The organism is Kribbella sp. NPDC005582 (genome assembly GCF_040605415.1).
Taxonomy (GTDB): domain Bacteria; phylum Actinomycetota; class Actinomycetes; order Propionibacteriales; family Kribbellaceae; genus Kribbella.
On record NZ_JBEXCU010000004.1, the window covers coordinates 311,077 to 328,091 of the forward strand.

Below are 17,015 nucleotides of genomic sequence, written 5' to 3' on the forward strand. Positions count from 1 at the left end.
GTTACGCGGACAGTAGCCGGGAGAATACGGCAAGCAACTATCCACCGGGAGTCCTGAGACCAGGATCCGGATGCTCCATCGCTCCCCGCAGCCATACTGTTACCCCACTTGCGGGCAGTGTCACCCTCGAACGCCAAGCGTGACACCTTCGGTACCGTCGCCATAGCTCCTCTCTCATTCCCGCCTCGGTCGATCAGGCAGCGCACACCTTGCCACACCGCTCGGACAGATTCGAAAATCCGTGCGAACAACAAGAGTAAAAGACCGCACCAACTGATCACGCATAGTAACCGATCGTTCGGGCGCCCCTGTGGAAAACTCTCCCGTGGCGAGGGGTCAAAACCTCTTTGTCAGGGCATAGGGTCGACGTACCCCCTGCTACCCCTGGAGGACCAGGATGGAAACTCGCCGCCTCGGCCGGCTCGGCCACCAGAGCTCGGTGCTGATCTTCGGCGCCGCCTCGCTCGGCGCCGTCGACCAGGACCGCGCCGACGCCTCGATCCAGGAGGCGCTGGACGCCGGCATCAACCATTTCGACGTCGCGGCCGACTACGGCGACGCGGAGCTGCGGCTCGGTCCGCGAATGCCGGAGATCCGGGACCGCATCTTCCTCGCGACCAAGACCGGCCGCCGGACGTTCGACGAGGCGTGGAGCGAGATCAATCGTTCGCTGGAGCGCCTGCAGACCGATCACCTCGACCTGATCCAGATGCACGCGGTCTGTGATCTGGAGAACCTCGACCTCGTCACCGGCAAGGGCGGCTCGCTCGAGGCCGCGATCCGGGCCAAGGAGGAGGGCCTCGTGACGGCGATCGGGATCACCGGCCACACCGCCCAGGCGCCGTCCGTGCACCGGGAGGCGCTGCGCCGGTTCGACTTCGACAGCGTGCTCACCCCGCTCAACTACCACCTCTCCACGGATCCCCAGTACGCCGCGGACTACGCCGAGCTGGTGGCCGCCGTACAGGAGTCGGACGCCGCGCTGATGACGATCAAGATGATCGCCCGGCGGGGTTGGCGCGACGGTGAGGAGAAGACGTACGACACGTGGTACCGGCCGTTCGACGAGCAGCGGTATGTGACGGCCGCCACGGCGTGGCTGCTGAACGGGCACCCGGAGATCACCGGCCTGGCGACGGCGGGTGAGACGCGACTGCTCAAACAGATGATCATCGCGGAGCGCGAGCGCGCAGAGCTCTCCCCCGAGGACGCGGCATCCATCCTCCAGGAGGTCCAGGACTACGCTTCCCCGTTCATCGACATCCCGATCTGAGCCATGCCGATCCGGGCACCGGGAACACTCGCGGGTGGTTCGGTGTTGAATCGCGTGTAGTCGTCTAACTTCGGAGGTCGTAGTGGCAACGGTCGAGCTGTCCCAGGAGAACTTCGACGAGGTCGTGGGTGGCGAGGGCCTCGTCCTGGTCGACTTCTGGGCGGAGTGGTGCGGTCCGTGCAAGATGTTCGGGCCGGTGTTCGAGAAGTCGTCCGAGGAGCACACCGACATCAAGTTCGGGAAGGTGGACACGGAGGCGCAGGTCGAGCTGGCCCAGGCGTTCCAGATCCAGTCGATCCCGACGCTGATGGCGGTCCGCGACGGCGTGGTCCTGTACTCGCAGCCGGGCGCCTTGCCGGCGCCGGCGCTCGAGGACCTCATCAAGCAGCTGCGCGACGTGGACATGGACGAGGTCCGCGCCCAGATCGCGGCGCACGAGGCCGAGCACGGCACGGAGCCGCACACGCACTGACGTACGCATGAACGATGCCCCGGGCTCCTCCGACAGGGGTCCGGGGCTTCGTTTTATGTCACAGCGTCGTCGATGGGAGCGGGCCCTGGGCAGGAGATCAACGGCCAGGGCCCGCTCCTGGTGCTGACCGTGGCGGTGAAGTGAACCCTGGTGGTTGCCGGGCGGGTGAGGCTGCCGTCCGGAAGCGGTTCACTCGACTGGCGCCGAGGTGTCGGTCAGTACCGGGCGGAGGGACCGATCGACGCCGGTCCCTCCTGGGAAAGAATTCAGCGCAAGGGGTCGAACGGAGCGAGCTCGGCCGGAGTGCGGCCGGTGGTGATGGTCTCGGCCAGCAGCTGACCGGTGACCGGGCCGAGCGTGATGCCCCACATCCCGTGACCGCCGGCGGCGTAGACCCGCGGCGACCTGGTGGCGCCGATGATCGGCAGACCGTCCGGAGTGCAAGGACGCGGGCCGACCCATTCAAAGGTCCGAGCATCCAGGTCGGCGTCCCGCAGCAGCGGCCGGGCCGCCTCCACGATGGCGTCGATCCGGCGCGGGTCGAGCTTGGCCTCGGGCTTGCGGAACTCCATCATCCCCGCGACCCGCAGCCGGTCGCCGAGCGGCGTACAGGCGACTCGCTGGGCCGGGAAGTAGACCGGGCCGGCCGGGACGTGGGCGATCGGGACGCTGAAGCTGTACCCGCGACCGGCCTGGACGACGGTCTTCACACCGAAGTCCTTGGCCAGATCGGTCAGCCAGGCGCCGGTCGCCATCACGACCGCGTCGAACGGATCGGTCTCGCCGTCGCCGGTGACCAGGCGGACGCCGCGGATCTCGTCGATGATGTTCTTCACCACGACGCCGGTGATGATCTGGCCGCCTCGGGCGACGACCGAGTCGGCCAGCAGCTGGACGTACTCGCCGGGGTTGATGAAGCGCTGGCCGTGCAGCCGGATCGCGGCGCCGATCTCGTCGGACAGCGACGGCTCGATCTCGCGAGCGTCGTCACCGGTGATCGCCTCGAACTCGATGCCCTGACCGGCGGCGTGGATCTGCTCGATCTCCTCGAGCAGCACGCTGCGCTCGGCCTCGGTCCGGTACGCCGCCAGGAAGGACTTGGCCTCGTACGTCTGGGCCTCGACACCGGCCTTGGCCAGGAAGTCGAAGGCCGGCAGGGCCTGGCGGTTGATCGGGACCAGCGACTCCATCGCGGTCTTCCAGCGTCCGGCGGTGCTGTTGCGAGCGAAGCGGGTGAGGAAATTGAGGAGCCGCGGGCTCGCGGTCGGTGGGACGTACACCGGGGAGGACGGACTCAGCACCGCACGGACGCCGTACTTGAGGACGGCAGGCTCCGGGAGCGGGGTGGCCAGGCCGGGCGTCAGCCAGCCCGCGTTACCCCAGGACGCACCTGCGGCGACGCCTTCACGGTCGAGCACGGTGACCTCGACGCCGGCCTCCTGGAGGAACCAGGCGGTGGCCAGACCGACCATGCCCGCGCCGACGACGGCGACGCGATCGGGAACGATGTGAGTGGAGCCAGCAGCGACCATGTATCGATAGTGCGGCCGCCCGGAGTGGCTGTCATGGTGCGATCACACCATTTGCGGGACAAATGACTGTGCTCAGCGCACAATAACCAAATGATCTCCGCGCCTGATCTGATCGTCGCCGTCGGTCCCGCCCTGTTCGAGGTGGTGGTGGCCGGGCAGGGCGACATCGAGGTCCGGGACGTCTTCCTGGCCGATCCGCAAGAGCCTGCCACGGGCCATCCGGGCGACCTGGTGCTGGGGCTCGGTCTGCGCGGCGCTGAGGACGCAGTGGAGTTCGTGGAGCGCTGTGCGGCCGGAAACGCCTCCGGCGTAGTTCTCCGTACGACGCTCGCCCGCGACCCAGCCGTGGTCGCGGCAGCCGAGCGGTGGTTGCTCACGCTGGTCGCACTGCAGCCGAGCGTGGCCTGGGCGCACGTGGTGTGGCTGCTGCGCGGAGTCCTCGACCGAGCGGCCGCACCGGACTCCCCCGTGGCCGGTGACGCCGGCGTGCACCAGGAACTGTTCGCACTGGCCGATGCGGCCAGGGCCATCGTGGACGCGCCAGTGACCATCGAAGACAACCAGTCGCGCGTACTGGCGTACTCCTCCGGACAGGACTTCACCGACCCGGCCCGGGTCTCCACCATCGTCGGGCGTCGGGTTCCGCCGGAGGTGATCGCACACTTTCGGGCCAGGGGCGTGTTCAGACGGCTCGCACGGTCCAGTGAGCCGTTTCTGGTGCCGGAAGGTCCGAACGGGATCCGGCCGCGCCTCATCGTGCCAGTGCGCGCGGGCGGCGAGTGGCTGGGCTCAATCTGGGCAGTGGTGAACGGTCCGGTCAGCGACGAGGTCATGGCCGAGCTCAGCAACGCCGCGTCGGTGCTGGCGCTGCACCTGCTCCGACTGCGAGCTCAGGCCGACGTCGCCCGGCGCAGTGCGATCGACAGGCTGCGGACCGTGCTCCGACAGTTCTCCCCGGACAATCCGCTCGATGTGCGGCTTCCACCTCGGCCATGGCGCGTGGTCGCACTCTCCTCGCCGGAGGGGTACGACGTACCGCAGCAGCTCGATCTGTGGGAGTCGACCGGGCGGCGGCACGGCTGGAGCGACCCGCATCTGGCTGACCTCGACGGCATTGTCCTGGCTGTCGTCACGGACACGGACGGGCCGGGGTCATGGCCGTGGCTGGCCAAACTGGTTGCGGACCAGCCGAAGGGCTCGCTGGCCGCGGCCGGTGGTCCGGCGCGCGGACCGGCGGATCTGCCGAGCTCCCGAGCCGAGGCGGTCGAGCTCCTAGGCCTGGTACGGCGTGGGCTCGCCCCAGGCCCGGTATTGCGGGTCGAGGAGGCGTGGCACGTGCTGACCGTGCACCGTGCCGTCCTGTCGTTGGACGTGAACAAGATGGACGGCCCGCTCGCGACGCTGCTGCGACACGACATCGAGCACGACACCGGGTTCGTCGAGACGCTGCAGGCCTGGTTGGAGTATCCGGGCCAGCCGCAGCGGGCAGCGCGTGAGCTGCACCTGCACACCAACACCTTGCGGCACCGGATGAAGCGGATCGGCGAGATCGCCGCGCTGGACCTGAGTGATCCACTGGAACGACTGGCATTGCAGTTGCAGATCGCGGCGGTCCGAACCGAGCACTGAGCACTGAGACGTAGGCCACAGGCCGCTGTAACAAGGCTTCATTTTCCGGCAATGGTTGAGCAACATCCGGCTGACAGAGTCTTCCTTGTCGCTGATCGAGCTCTTCACCAGGGAGCTCGAGGAGTGACCGGGGTTGGACTCTTCACCAGGGAGCCCAAAACCACTGGGCCCGGCGGTTGTCTGAGCGACCGCCGGGCCCGTTTACTTTTTCGTGAGGCTGGCCAGCTCGGCGAGCTGCGCCGAGCGGGTGGTCCGGATCGAGTCGGCCAGATACTTCACCGCGGCGTCCTTGCCGTTGCTGCCGATGTCCTTGGCCAGCACGATCGACTCGTCCAGATGCTCCTTCAGGTTCTTTGCGAAGAGCTGGTCGAAGGCCGGTCCGGAGGTCTTGCCGAGGGCAACGATTTCGGGCTCGGTCATCATGCCTGCCATGTCGTGCCCCGCGTGCGGGTTGCGGACCGGCATCCCGGACCGCGTCCGGTTCAGCTTGAGCTTCTCCACCTCGTCCCGGTGCCCAGCGGCCATCGCGGTCGCGAACGCCCGCAGGGCCGGGTCGGCGGCCTGCTTCTCGGCCATCGCCAGCACCCGCAGGAGCTGCTCGTCCATCGGGATCATCAGTTCGATCCACGCCAGATCCAGCGCGTTGAACGACGGGTCGATCTTCCACTCGGTGGCCGGCGTACTGGCTGCTGTGGTGGGCGGGGGCGGTGCGGAGGTCGCGGCCGGGGAGCCGCAGCCAACGAGGACGGCGAGCAGGGTGAGGGCGGCGAGAGCTTTCATGGGCGGGCTCCTCGACAGCAAAGTTTTGCGGCGAGGGTACCGAGCGTGGTCGGCGCCGTACAGAGAGTGGCGGAAAGCCGACAGGTCAGGCCAGGCGGTTGACTATGTGCGCGTAGACGCCCGGGAGGCGGGCTGCGGCGGGGACGATGTGCGGGGCGAGCAGGCGGCGATTACGGGCCCACAGCAACGAGGCGGTCAGGAAGCGGCACTCGCGCGAGACGCGGCGCCAGGCGGTCTCATAGTCGGATGGGCGGTCGTCGCGGACGCAGTCGACGAGTTCGGCGGAGGTGCGGAGCGCTACGGCGATGCCTTCGCCGGTCAGCGCGTCGATGTAGCCGGCCGCGTCGCCGACCAGCAGCACGCGGCCGAAGACGCGGTGGTGGACGCGTTGGTGGAGTGGGCTGGCGCCCATCACGGCAGAGGCTGAGGTGGCGCCGGCGAGGCGACGCTTGAGAGCTGGGAACGCCTCTAGGTGCGACTCGAACGTGCCGCGGGCAGTGGTGAGGATGGCGACGCCGACCAGGTCGTCGGCGACCGGAGTCACGTACGCCTCCCCCAGCCGCGACCAGTACACCTCCACCAGGTCCGTCCACGGCGCCACGTGGAAGTGCTGGCGGAGTCCGCGGCGGGTAGCTCCCGCCGCGGCGCCCAGCCCTAGTTGGCGGCGGATTGGCGAGTGCAGGCCGTCGGCTGCGGCCAGGTAGCGGGCAGTGTGCCCAGCGGCACTCACGGAGCTCGCGTCCTGAGTGATGGCGCCGACGCGGGTGCGAACGACGGGCACCTTCAGTTCGGTCAGGCGGGCGGTCAGGGCTTGGTGGAGGCTGGTACGGCGGACGCCGAGCCCAGGGCCGGTGGTGAAGCGGGCGTCTACGCAGTGCTCGGCATCCAGGTAGCGAATGCCGTTGAAGGGTCGGCCTTCCAGAGACACTCCCAGCCGCTGCAGGTACTGAACCGCACTGTGGGCGATCCCCTCTCCGCAGGCCTTGTCGATCGGCCCGCTGCGGGGCTCGATGACCACAACGGACAGCCCGGCCAGTGCGGCCCTGATGGCGGTGGCGGCACCAGCAGGTCCGCAGCCGGCCACCAGGAGGTCGATCACTTGACCAGGGCTGCGTTCAGCGCTGCTTCCTCAGAGCGGATGCGTACGGCGAGCAGCGGGATGTTGAGCAGCGTGAAAACCACTGCGGTGATCCAGGCGGTGTGGACGAGCGGTAGCGCGATCCCCTCGACCACCACAGCCACGTAGTTCGGGTGCTTCAAGAACTTGTACGGTCCGCGCGCCACCAGGTGCAGACCCGGTACGACGATCACTCGGGTGTTCCACTGCGGTCCGAGCACGCTGATGCACCACCAGCGCAGTACCTGCGACAGGATCACCAGCGCGAGCATCGTCCAGCCGAGTGCCGGGACGAACGGCCGGTGGAACGACTCGGCCAGGCAGCCGAACAGCAGTCCGGTGTGCAGGACCACCATGAACGGGTAGTGCCCGCGCCCCGACTCCACACCGCCCTGGGCGAAACTCCACTTGGCGTTGCGCAGCGACACCACCAGCTCGGCGACACGTTCCAGGCCGACCAGCAGTACCAGGACGACGTACCAGTTCACGGCCACTCCAGAAGCACTAGCTCGGAACAGAACCCCGGGCCCATGGCGAGTAGCAGGCCCTTGCCTGAAGGATGCAGGGCGAGCGTGTCACCGAGCACGTGCAGCACTGATGAAGAGGACAAGTTGCCGACTGCATCGAGTGACTTCCAGGTCAGGTCGAGTGCGCCGGGCCGCAGGTCGAGGGTCTCGGCCACTGCCTCCAGGACCTTCGGTCCGCCGGGGTGACTGACCCAGGTGCCGATGTCAGGCACGGTGAGGTCATGGTCGGCCAGAAAGCCCCGCACGTCACCGCCGAGGTACATGCGCACCACCTCCGGCACATCTGCACCCAGCACGATCCGGAAGCCGCCAGAGCCGACGTCCCAGCCCATGACTCGCTCGGAGTCCGGGTAGAGGCGACTCCGGGTCGCTAGCACCGACGGACCTGCGGCGGCCGGGTGTTCGGAGCCGGTCAGCACCACTGCGGCCGCACCGTCACCGAAGAGTGCGCCACCGACCAGGTTGGGCAGCGAGGAGTCATCGCGCTGCAGCGTGAGCGAGCACAGCTCTACAGACAGCAGTACGGCGACCTGCTTCGGCCACGCGAGCAGATAGTCGTGCAACCTCGCTATCCCGGCCGCACCACCAACACACCCCAGTCCGAACAGCGGGAGCCGCTTCACGTCCTCTCGCAGCCCCAACCGCATCGCAACCCGCGCATCGATCGACGGCGCGGCCACACCGGTCACAGTGGTGAACATCAGGACGTCGACGTCCGCCAGCTCGAGCCCTGCATCCGCTACCGCACCAGCGACCGCCTCAGCACCCAGATCCACCGCAGCGGCGATCCACGCGTCGTTGGCGGCGCCGAAGTCCTTCAGTACGCCGTACTGCTCGAGTGGTAGCGCCAGGTGGCGCGATGACACACCGGCATTGGCATGCAGGCGCCGCAGGAGCGCGTTTCCGCGGCCGTCCGGCAGGCAGATCGAGGCGAACGCGTCGGTCAGTTCCGCCTGCTCATATCGGTACGGCGGCAGCGCGGGCCGGACCGCTGCGATCCGCGTCATCGTGACATCGTGGTGTCGGTGAGAACGCTGAAGGGACTGGTACTCGCCTGCCATCTCGGACCGACTGTCGCAGTCACCGCACTGGTGACGGCCGTGGCCTGGTCGGCCGGTCGCAGTCCCGCCGGATGTCTCCTGGTCGCAGCAACGATCCTCACCGGCCACCTCTCGATCGGCTGGAGCAATGACGCGATAGATGCCGCCCGCGACACCATTGTGAACCGCAAGGACAAGCCTGTGGTGCGCGGACTGGTGAGTCGCCGCACACTGGCGGTCGCGGCCGGGCTCATGCTGGCGATCACCGTCCCCGTCTCCTTGGCCAACGGAATCGCGGCCGGTCTGGTTCACCTGCTCTTCGTAGCGTGCGCCTGGGCCTACAACCTCGGTCTGAAGTCGACAGTCATCTCCTGGCTCCCGTACGCCGTCGCGTTCGGCGGACTCCCGTCGTTCGTCACCCTGGGCACGACCCACACCTGGGCGCCCTGGTGGGCCACCACGGCAGCCGCGCTACTCGGGGTCGGTGCCCACTTGGCAAACGTCGTACCGGACCTCCAGGACGACCTGGCCACCGGCGTCCGCGGCTGGCCGCAACGCCTCGGCGCCAACGCCCGCCTCCTGGCCCCACTCCCCCTGGCGGTCGCCACGGGGTTGCTGGTGATCGCACCCGCCGGACCGATCGGAGTGGTTGGCTGGATCGCGCTAAGCCTGGTTGCAGCACTGCTGGTGGTCATCGTGGCGTGGCGACAGGCGCCCTTCCTCGTCACCATCGCCATAGCCGGCGTGAGCGTAGCCGCGCTGGTACTGCGAGGCGGCGCGCTCTAGGCGGCGTCTGGCTTCAGGGGCGCGTTGCTGCCGAGGATGGCAGCCGTGAGCGCCTCGGCAGGTTCCTTCGCGGCACGAGGGTTGGTGATCAGCACCAAGTCGATAGCCGGGAGCTCAGGCAGACCCGCACTCGGCGGCGGCTCGACCAGGTCCACCGGCATCAGGGACCGCGCGAAGATCGCGATGCCGAGACCGGCCCGCACCGCAGCCAGTACGCCGTTGACGCCGCGCACGATGCACGTGATCCGGCACGAGCGCCCGGCCTGCTCGAGGGTCTGGACGCCGAGGGAGCGGCTGAGACTAGGAGCCTGGTAGGCAACCAGTGGCACCGGACCGTCAGGGGCGATGCGGGTGCCGGCGATGCCGGCCCAGACGAGCGGGTCACGGCGGACCAGGCGGCCGTTGGGCTCGTAGCCGGTACCGACGGAGTGTTTGACGTACGCGAGGTCGAGGTGGCCCGACTCGACGCGGCGGAGCAGGTTGGGGCTCTGGGCGACCGTGAGCTCGAGGTCGATCCGCGGGTAGAGCTGCCGGAAGTCGCGCAGGATCCGGGGCAGCGGGGTGAGCGCGAGGTCATCGGTGACGCCGAACCTCAACCGGCCACGGAGCTCCGAGCCGGTGAAGTAGCCGGCGGCCTCCTCATGGGCGGCCAGGATGGTCCGGGCGAAACCGGCCATCGCGTCGCCGTCGGCAGTCAGCGTGACCGTCCGGGTGTCGCGCAGGAACAGCGGCCGCCCGACCGCGGCTTCGAGTTTGCGGACGTGCTGGCTGACCGTCGGCTGCCGGATCCCGAGCCGCTCGGCCGCCTGGGTGAAGCTCAGCGACTGGGCGACGGCCAGGAACGTCCGGAGCTGGTCCGGGTCGTACATCGATGGACCTCCTATCACGCGACGCAATAAGACTAATAGGAGTAATTCGCTGTCGGAATTCAGGACCCATCGACCAGGATGGACATGTCCTCCCCTGACCACCCACTCGTGTAGGGAATCCCTTTGACCACCCGGGCCAGCGGTACTGTCCGACCCGAACCCGCCATCGACAACCACAGCCATCCCCACCCCGCGAAAATCAGCGAGCCGCTCCGCCGCCCCGGCTTCCGCGACACGTTCAGCGCCCTGCAGGTGCGCAACTTCCGCCTCCTGGTCAGCGGTCTGCTGGTCAGTTCGACCGGCGGCTGGATCCAGCGGATCGCCCAGGACTGGCTGGTGCTGACGATCACCGGCAGCGCCACCGCGGTCGGTATCACCACCGCGCTGCAGTTCCTCCCCACCCTCCTCCTCGGCCTGTACGGCGGCGTGATCGCGGACCGCTTCCCGAAGCGGAAGGTCCTGCTGGTCACCCAGATCACGATGGGCGCGGCCGCCGGCGTACTGGCGTTGCTCGCGTTCACCGGTCAGGTCAAGGTCTGGCAGGTCTACGCGATGGCCCTGTTCCTCGGCCTCGCCACCGCGGTCGACAACCCGACCCGGCAGTCGTTCGTCACCGAACTCGTCGGCCGCGACCGGGTCCGCAACGCGATCAGCATGGTCTCGTCGACGTTCCAGCTCGGCAGCATGGTCGGTCCGGCGCTCGGCGGCGTACTGCTCGGCACGCTCGGCGCCGGCTGGGCGTTCGCGATCAACGCGTGCACGTTCTTCGCGTCGATCACCGCACTCACCATGATGCGCGAGAGCGAGATGCCCGCCCGCAAGGCCGCGAGACAAACCGGTCTGCGGATTCGCGACGGTCTCCGCGATGGCCTGCACTACGCGTTCCACGAGCCGGCCGTCCGCTGGGCGATCACCCTGGTCGGCATCTACGGCATGTTCGCGATCAGCCTGCCCGTGACGCTGACGGCGTTCGCCGACCGCGTCTTCCACACCGGCGCCACCGGGTACGGCGTACTGAACTCCGTGGTCGCGGTCGGAGCCCTGGCCGGCGCATTGCTGTCAGCGCGCCGGGTCCGCCCGACGCGGCTGCGCAACCTGGTCGGCATCGCGACGCTGCTGACGATCACCGAAGTACTCGCGGCGATCCAGCCGTCGCTGTGGACGTTCATCCCGGTGCTGGCCGCGATGGGCATGGCCACGCTGATGTTCCTGACCGCGGCGCAGTCGATGGTTCAGCTGACCACGCCGGACGGCCTGCGCGGCCGCGTCTCCGGGATCTACAACCTGGTCTTCATCGGTGGCGGCGCGATCGGCGGTCCGCTGGTCGGACTGATCGCGCAGAACTTCGGCGCTCGCGTCAGCCTGTCGCTGGCTGGACTGGTCCCGGCGATCGCCACGGTCGTGATCGGTCTGCGCCTGCGGCGTGACGGTGGATTCCGGGTCGTCCTGGTGCGCACCCGCTCCCCCTGGCACCAGGTCCCCGTCCGCCTCACCCTCCAGCAGTCCACCATCCAGCTCAACGCCCCGACCCACGTTGAGCACCCACCAACCACGACTGCGCACGTCAGGTGGTCGAGCGGTGCTCAAAGTGCCCACCGATGCGCGGCCGACGGACGGCCACACCGCAACCGGAGCCGGTTGCGGCGGTGACGCCGTACGAGTGAGAAGAGGTCCCCCGAAGGCAGGGCGAGCAGCCTTCGGGGGACCGAATTTCTTACGGAGCGTCGATCACGCCGACCGGCGGGACCTTGACCGTGCGGGCGCCCTTGACGCCGCCCAGGATCACCTTGCGCAGGGCAACGTTGTTCTTGGTGCTGCCCTCGACCAGCTTGCCCTCCGGGTTCGCCTTCACCTCGACGAAGTACTCCCCGTTCGGCAGGTCGGTGATGTCGAACGACTGACCCGGCTTGGTCTGGTTGTAGGTGTCGCCGGATCCGACGTCCAGCACCTCACGCACCGACAGCGACGTGTGGTCGCCGCAGGCGGTGTGCAGGTCGGTGTTCATCGGGTGCCAGTTGGCGTTCTTCACCGTGTAGTCCATCATGTCGGTCGCGGCCAGGCAGAAGGCTTCCTTCTGGCTGCGGACGACCTCGGACTGCTTGGCGTTCAGCAGGCTGTAGCGGGCGAAGTCGGTGAAGTGCCAGTGCACGTGGCCTTCCCGCGGGTCCCACTCCATCGTGCCGGTGTTCTTGTATCCGACCTCCTTGCCCTTGTCGTCGTAGAAGTACTGGAACGCGTCCATCAGGTCCTTGCCCTGACGACGGAATCCGTCCAGCACCAGCGGCGACGGTCCCGCGTTCCACACGGTCGCGGCGAAGGCCAGGTACTCCTTGTCCGCGTCGACGGTCCCCTCCTCGCCCTTGGTGATCGACATTCCCCACGCCGGCACCGAGACCAGGTCCGGCTTCGGACCCTTCGGCGTACTCGCCTTGCCGGTCGGCCGGGCCGCGTGCGCCTTCAGCGCGGTGGCCTTGGTGGCCTGCGCCTTCTGCGCCTTCGCCGCGAGACAACCCCGCAGGCCGTGGCCCGGGTCGCACGGGTCCTGACCCTTGACGACGTTGACGGTCAGCGTCAGCGTCGACTGCTTCGCCGGAATCTTGAACAGGTCCCGGTAGGCCTTGTTGACGACGATCTTCGCCTTGTACTTGCCCACGGCAAGTTTCACCGGCTTCTGGTCGTACGAGTAGGTGCTCGCCGACCAGCCGGTCTGCAAGCCCCAGACCGCACCCGTGGTGAACGGGTTCGAGTTGCAGTAGTTCGGGTACGGCGACGTGGCCGGAGCATCCGGCCGGGTCCGCGAACCGTCGCCGTTCAGGCACAGCGACTGGTCGACATCGAGCGCCTTCTTGCCACTCGCGTCGGTCAACGTGACGTGCAGGAACTTGCCGAGCCCCGAGAAGTCGGTGACGAGGCCCTTCGGCAGGGCGACCGGCTTGCCCTTCACATACTGCTTGGCGACGACGGGCGACTTGAAGTTCGCCCGGGTCGCGCGCACCTCGATCGGTGCATTGCCGGCAACGACGTACGTGCTGAGGTTCAGGTCAGTCCCGTACTCGTCATCGGCGGTCAGCGTCACCTCCGTGACCGGCGACGTCAGGATCAGCGCGGGCCTGGCGGGCGCCGCGGTACCTGCCGCAGATGCACTGGTCGCCGCCAGCGCGACCAGACCGGCAGCACTCGCCGCCGCGATCGCCGTACGCACGGCTTTGTTGGACGTAATGATGATGGAACCCCCTCCACATCGGGCCGGGTCCTCACGAACCGGCCTCTGTGCGTACGACGCGCAACCCCCCACCGAAGGTTGATCACAGTCGTGTGCCAACCGTGTCTCAACCAGCACTCACAGTCATCGGGCTCGAATACTTGACGATGTAAATTAAGCGACCCTACGCTCGGCCAGGTGAACAGACGCCGTGTCACCACAGTCCTGGCTGCCGTCGCTCTGGTGACGACGACAGCCCTGAACGCCCCCGCCGACGCCGCGAAACCCCTGCCGACGAACGACGCCCGGCCGGTTCCGGCGACGTACCCGCAGGTCGCGGCCAAGCCCTACCTGGGCTGGAGCTCCTGGAGCCTGCAGTCGACCAACTACCCCGGAGTGAACCCGGACGGTCCCGGCAGCTTCATCAGCGAGAAGAACATCCTCGCCCAGGCCAACGCCATGGCGACCAAGCTCAAGCCGTTCGGCTACGAGTACATCAACGTCGACGCCGGCTGGCAGGACGGCGGTGACGAGTACGGTCGCCCGGTCGCGAACCCGAAGCGGTTCCCGCGCGGCATGAAGGCGGTCGGCGACGACATCCACAAGCTCGGGCTGAAGTTCGGCATCTACACCGTGGTCGGCCTCGGGCTCGACGTCTACCGCGACGGCAACACGCCGATCTACGACGCGCCCGGCTGCTTCACCCGCGACATCGTCTACCCGGACCTGCGCAAGACCAACGGCTGGGATGCGGCGTACAAGATCAACTACGAGAGCCCGTGCGCGCAGAAGTACGCCGACTCGATCACCAAACTCTTCGCGAGTTGGGGCGTCGACTTCATCAAGATGGACGGCGTCGGCCCCGGCTCCTGGAAGGGTGCGCCGGACGACCCGAACCACAACAACACCGAGGACGTCGAGGCCTGGTGGCGTTCGGTGCAGAACGCCGGCCGCCCGATGCAGTACACGCTGTCGTGGTCGCTCAGTCACCGGTACGCCGATGTCTGGAAACAGAACTCGAACGGCTGGCGGATCGACACCGACGTCGAGTGCTACTGCGACACGATCGTCCGCTGGGACGGCTCGGTGAAGCAGCGCTGGTGGGACGTGGCGCAGTGGATCGACGACGCCGGCCCCGGGCACTGGAACAACCTGGACGCGATCAACGTCGGCGTCGGCGCGATGGACGGCCTGAACGAGGCCGAGCGGCAGAGTTACATGACGTTCTGGGCGATCAACGCCGCGCCGCTGTTCGCCGGTGACGACCTGACCAAGCTGGACGCGTACGGCCTGAAGTTGCTGACCAACCGCGAGGTGATCGCGATCAACCAGTCCGGCAACCCGGCTCGGCCGCTGAACCAGGATCAGCTTCAGCAGACCTGGTACGCCAAGAACGCCGACGGCAGTGTCACGGTCGGCCTGTTCAACCTGGCCGAGACGCCGGCCACCGTCACGGGTGACTTCGGTCAGCTCGGCATCAACGGCAAGGCGACCGTCCGCGACATCTGGGCCGACCAGAACACCCGTAACGTCTCCGGTTCGGTCAGCGCAGCCCTGCCTGCGCACGGCTCGAAGCTCTACAAGATCACGCCGAACGACCGGCCGCGCGTGAGCATCCCGGCCGACCTGACCGTGACCGACGTCAGCCGCACGACCACCTCGCTGACCTGGCGGCCGAGCACCGGCGCGTCGTCGTACAAGGTTTTCGCCAACGGCAAGCAGGTCGCGACGACGTCGAGCACGAGTGTGGTGGTGACCGGGCTGTCGCCGCAGACCCAGTACACGTTCACGGTGAAGGGCGTCGACGGCAGTCGTACGTCGGAAGCCAGCGCACCGATCACCATGCTGACCGCGAAGAACGGCGGACCGGTCCGGTACGAGGCCGAGGCGTCGACCAGCACCCTCACCGGCAACGCCAGTGCGAACGGCTGCACGCTGTGCTCGGGCGGCAAGAAGATCGGCAACATCGGGTACGACGCCTCCGTCACGCTGAACGGAATCACCGTGCCGACGACCGGGACGTACCTGGTGAAGATCGCCTACACCGACGGCGACACCAGCCGGCAGAGCATGCTCACGATCAACGACGCCGACAGCTACTGGGTGAACTACCACGGTCTCGGCGACAACGACTGGGGCACGCCACAGGTCGTCTACCTGCCGGTCAAGCTCACCGCAGGGTCCAACTCGATCAAGGTCAGCAACCCGTCCGGCTACATCGCGGACATCGACTGGATCACGGTCTGATACTGGGGGTATGAGCGACTACCCCTTGCCCTTCGTACCACCGGGCGGCAGCGCGCCGGTCCCCCGCCGGATCCGCGCGCTGCTCGACGGCCAGGTGGTCGTCGACTCCGAGAATGCGCTGTATGTGTGGGAGTTCCCGCCGTACCCGCAGTACTACCTGCCGCTCGCGGACGTGGCGGACGGCGTACTGGCTGACACCGGGGAGACCAAGGTCTTCGATCACGGAGTCGCGAGGGTACACACCGCCGGGCGCGGAAAGGCCTGGGTGTACGACGACCTCGGCCGCGTGCGGTTCCAGTGGGATGCACTGGACAGCTGGCTCGAGGAGGACGAAGAGGTCTTCGTCCATCCTCGCAACCCGTACTCGCGGTGCGACGCGATCCGGTCGTCGCGGCACGTGCAGGTGTCCCGGGACGGCGTGGTCCTCGCCGACTCGACGTCGACCGTCATCGTGTTCGAGACCGGGCTGCCGCCGCGGTACTACTTCCCGCGGCCGGCAGTGAACTTCGAGCACCTGACGCCGAGCGAGACCCAGACGGCGTGCCCCTACAAGGGCCGCACGACCGGCTACTGGTCGATCGGCGGCCGCGACCTGGCCTGGTCGTACGACTTCCCGACCGCGCCGCTCCTGCCGATCGCCGGGCTGGTGGCCTTCTTCAACGAATCCGTCGACCTCACGATCGACGGCGTACCGGTGGAGCGGCCGGTCACCCCGTTCTCGGAGTGATCAGATGATCGAGGCGACGCCGCCGTCCATCGTGACGACGGCGCCCGTGACATAGCTGGCCTTGGGCGAGGCGAGGAAGATCGCGACGTTCGCGACCTCGGCCGGGTCGGCCGGGCGGCCCATCGGGATGTCGGCGACCATCTCGGTCAGCAGTTCGTCGCGCGGCCGGCCGCTGGCGCGGGTTGCCGCGTCCAGGCGGTCGTCGATCCGGCCGGTCAGTGTCAGTCCGGGGTTGATCACGTTCACGCGGACACCCTGACGGGCGTACGCCTTGGCATAGCCGACCGAAGCGAGCATCAGGGCCGCGTTCGCGGCACCGCCGCCGATGTGCAGCGGGTTCGCCGACTTGCCGCCCGAGCCGACCACGTTCACCACCGCGCCGCTGCCACGCTCAGCCATCCCGCGGATCACGGCCTCGGTGGCATGCATGTACGTGAAGTACTTCGACTCCATCGCGTCGTGCAGCGTCCGGCTGCTCAGCTCGTCGATCGGGATCTGCCGCGCGGCCCCGGCGCAGTTGATCAAAATATCCGGTACGCCGATCTTCGCGAACACCTCCGCGGTCGCGTCCGCGTCGGTCAGGTCGGCGAGCTCCGGAAGGAACTCGAGGCCCTTGGCCGCAAGCTGCTCCCGGGCCTGGCCGAGGTTGACGGGGTTGCGGGAGATCCCGAAGACCGTCGCCCCCTCCCAGGCCAGCGCCTCGGCACAGGCCAGCCCGATGCCCTTGCTCGCGCCGGTGACCACAGCCACTTTGCCGGACAGTTGCAGATCCACTGCATTCCTCCTCGATGCTTCTGGCAACGAATTCGAACAA

General features: G+C 68.0%; 15 protein-coding genes. 7 read left to right on the top strand and 8 right to left on the bottom strand.

The genetic code is table 11. From position 1 onward, the window contains the following. The first annotated feature begins 397 nt into the window (after positions 1-397). The gene (locus tag ABZS29_RS24640) at positions 398-1,273 is read left to right on the top strand and encodes an aldo/keto reductase (protein ID WP_355464926.1); all 876 of its coding nucleotides are present in this window, start codon (positions 398-400) and stop codon (positions 1,271-1,273) included. A gap of 82 nt (positions 1,274-1,355) precedes the next feature. After that, positions 1,356-1,745: a thioredoxin gene (trxA, locus tag ABZS29_RS24645; protein ID WP_355464928.1), complete on the top strand. Its 390-nt coding sequence runs from the start codon at positions 1,356-1,358 to the stop codon at positions 1,743-1,745. 266 nt (positions 1,746-2,011) lie between these two features. On the opposite strand, the gene ABZS29_RS24650 is transcribed toward trxA, so the two are convergent. Further along, positions 2,012-3,277, bottom strand: coding sequence for an FAD-dependent oxidoreductase (locus ABZS29_RS24650; RefSeq protein WP_355464929.1), 1,266 nt, complete (start codon positions 3,275-3,277; stop codon positions 2,012-2,014). Positions 3,278-3,367: 90 nt separating this feature from the next. Here ABZS29_RS24650 and ABZS29_RS24655 point away from each other — a divergent pair, with 90 nt between their 5' ends. Further along, positions 3,368-4,906, top strand: a complete 1,539-nt coding sequence (locus ABZS29_RS24655) for a helix-turn-helix domain-containing protein (protein WP_355464931.1) — start codon at positions 3,368-3,370, stop codon at positions 4,904-4,906. Positions 4,907-5,107: 201 nt separating this feature from the next. On the opposite strand, the gene ABZS29_RS24660 is transcribed toward ABZS29_RS24655, so the two are convergent. The 4 genes from ABZS29_RS24660 to ABZS29_RS24675 all read right to left on the bottom strand — a co-directional run bounded on the left by ABZS29_RS24660 (position 5,108) and on the right by ABZS29_RS24675 (position 8,337). After that, positions 5,108-5,686: a DUF305 domain-containing protein gene (locus tag ABZS29_RS24660; RefSeq protein ID WP_355464933.1), complete on the bottom strand. Its 579-nt coding sequence runs from the start codon at positions 5,684-5,686 to the stop codon at positions 5,108-5,110. An 85-nt stretch (positions 5,687-5,771) separates the two neighbouring features. Beyond that, complete coding sequence (locus tag ABZS29_RS24665) at positions 5,772-6,785, bottom strand: FAD-dependent monooxygenase (RefSeq protein WP_355464935.1); 1,014 nt, start codon at positions 6,783-6,785, stop codon at positions 5,772-5,774. Further along, positions 6,782-7,291, bottom strand: a complete 510-nt coding sequence (locus ABZS29_RS24670; protein ID WP_355464936.1) for an isoprenylcysteine carboxyl methyltransferase family protein — start codon at positions 7,289-7,291, stop codon at positions 6,782-6,784. The genes ABZS29_RS24665 and ABZS29_RS24670 overlap by 4 nt, the downstream gene beginning before the upstream one ends. After that, entirely contained in the window at positions 7,288-8,337 is a 1,050-nt protein-coding gene (locus ABZS29_RS24675; protein WP_355464938.1) for a type III polyketide synthase, read from the bottom strand. Before ABZS29_RS24675 ends, ABZS29_RS24670 begins: the two co-directional genes overlap by 4 nt. An 18-nt stretch (positions 8,338-8,355) precedes the next feature. Between ABZS29_RS24675 and ABZS29_RS24680 the strand changes: the two genes are divergently transcribed. Beyond that, the gene (locus tag ABZS29_RS24680; RefSeq protein WP_355464940.1) at positions 8,356-9,156 is read left to right on the top strand and encodes a UbiA family prenyltransferase; all 801 of its coding nucleotides are present in this window, start codon (positions 8,356-8,358) and stop codon (positions 9,154-9,156) included. Here the strand turns inward: ABZS29_RS24680 and ABZS29_RS24685 are convergent. Then, complete coding sequence (locus ABZS29_RS24685) at positions 9,153-10,025, bottom strand: LysR substrate-binding domain-containing protein (RefSeq protein WP_355464942.1); 873 nt, start codon at positions 10,023-10,025, stop codon at positions 9,153-9,155. The two genes, ABZS29_RS24680 and ABZS29_RS24685, sit on opposite strands and share 4 nt — an antisense overlap. A 123-nt stretch (positions 10,026-10,148) precedes the next feature. On the opposite strand from ABZS29_RS24685, the gene ABZS29_RS24690 reads away from it, so the two are divergent. Continuing rightward, a complete protein-coding gene (locus tag ABZS29_RS24690) occupies positions 10,149-11,675 on the top strand; it encodes an MFS transporter (protein ID WP_355464944.1) in 1,527 nt (508 codons plus the stop codon). 64 nt (positions 11,676-11,739) lie between these two features. Here the strand turns inward: ABZS29_RS24690 and ABZS29_RS24695 are convergent, their stop codons facing one another. Next, positions 11,740-13,227 carry a lysyl oxidase family protein gene (locus ABZS29_RS24695; RefSeq protein WP_355464945.1) on the bottom strand — a complete coding sequence of 496 codons (1,488 nt, stop codon included), beginning with the start codon at positions 13,225-13,227 and terminating at the stop codon, positions 11,740-11,742. A gap of 198 nt (positions 13,228-13,425) precedes the next feature. Here ABZS29_RS24695 and ABZS29_RS24700 point away from each other — a divergent pair, with 198 nt between their 5' ends. Both ABZS29_RS24700 and ABZS29_RS24705 read left to right on the top strand, forming a co-directional pair. After that, positions 13,426-15,474: a fibronectin type III domain-containing protein gene (locus ABZS29_RS24700; protein ID WP_355464946.1), complete on the top strand. Its 2,049-nt coding sequence runs from the start codon at positions 13,426-13,428 to the stop codon at positions 15,472-15,474. A gap of 10 nt (positions 15,475-15,484) precedes the next feature. After that, entirely contained in the window at positions 15,485-16,201 is a 717-nt protein-coding gene (locus ABZS29_RS24705; protein ID WP_355464947.1) for a DUF427 domain-containing protein, read from the top strand. Here the strand turns inward: ABZS29_RS24705 and ABZS29_RS24710 are convergent, their stop codons facing one another. Then, a complete protein-coding gene (locus tag ABZS29_RS24710) occupies positions 16,202-16,975 on the bottom strand; it encodes an SDR family oxidoreductase (protein ID WP_355464948.1) in 774 nt (257 codons plus the stop codon). Positions 16,976-17,015 lie beyond the last annotated feature (40 nt).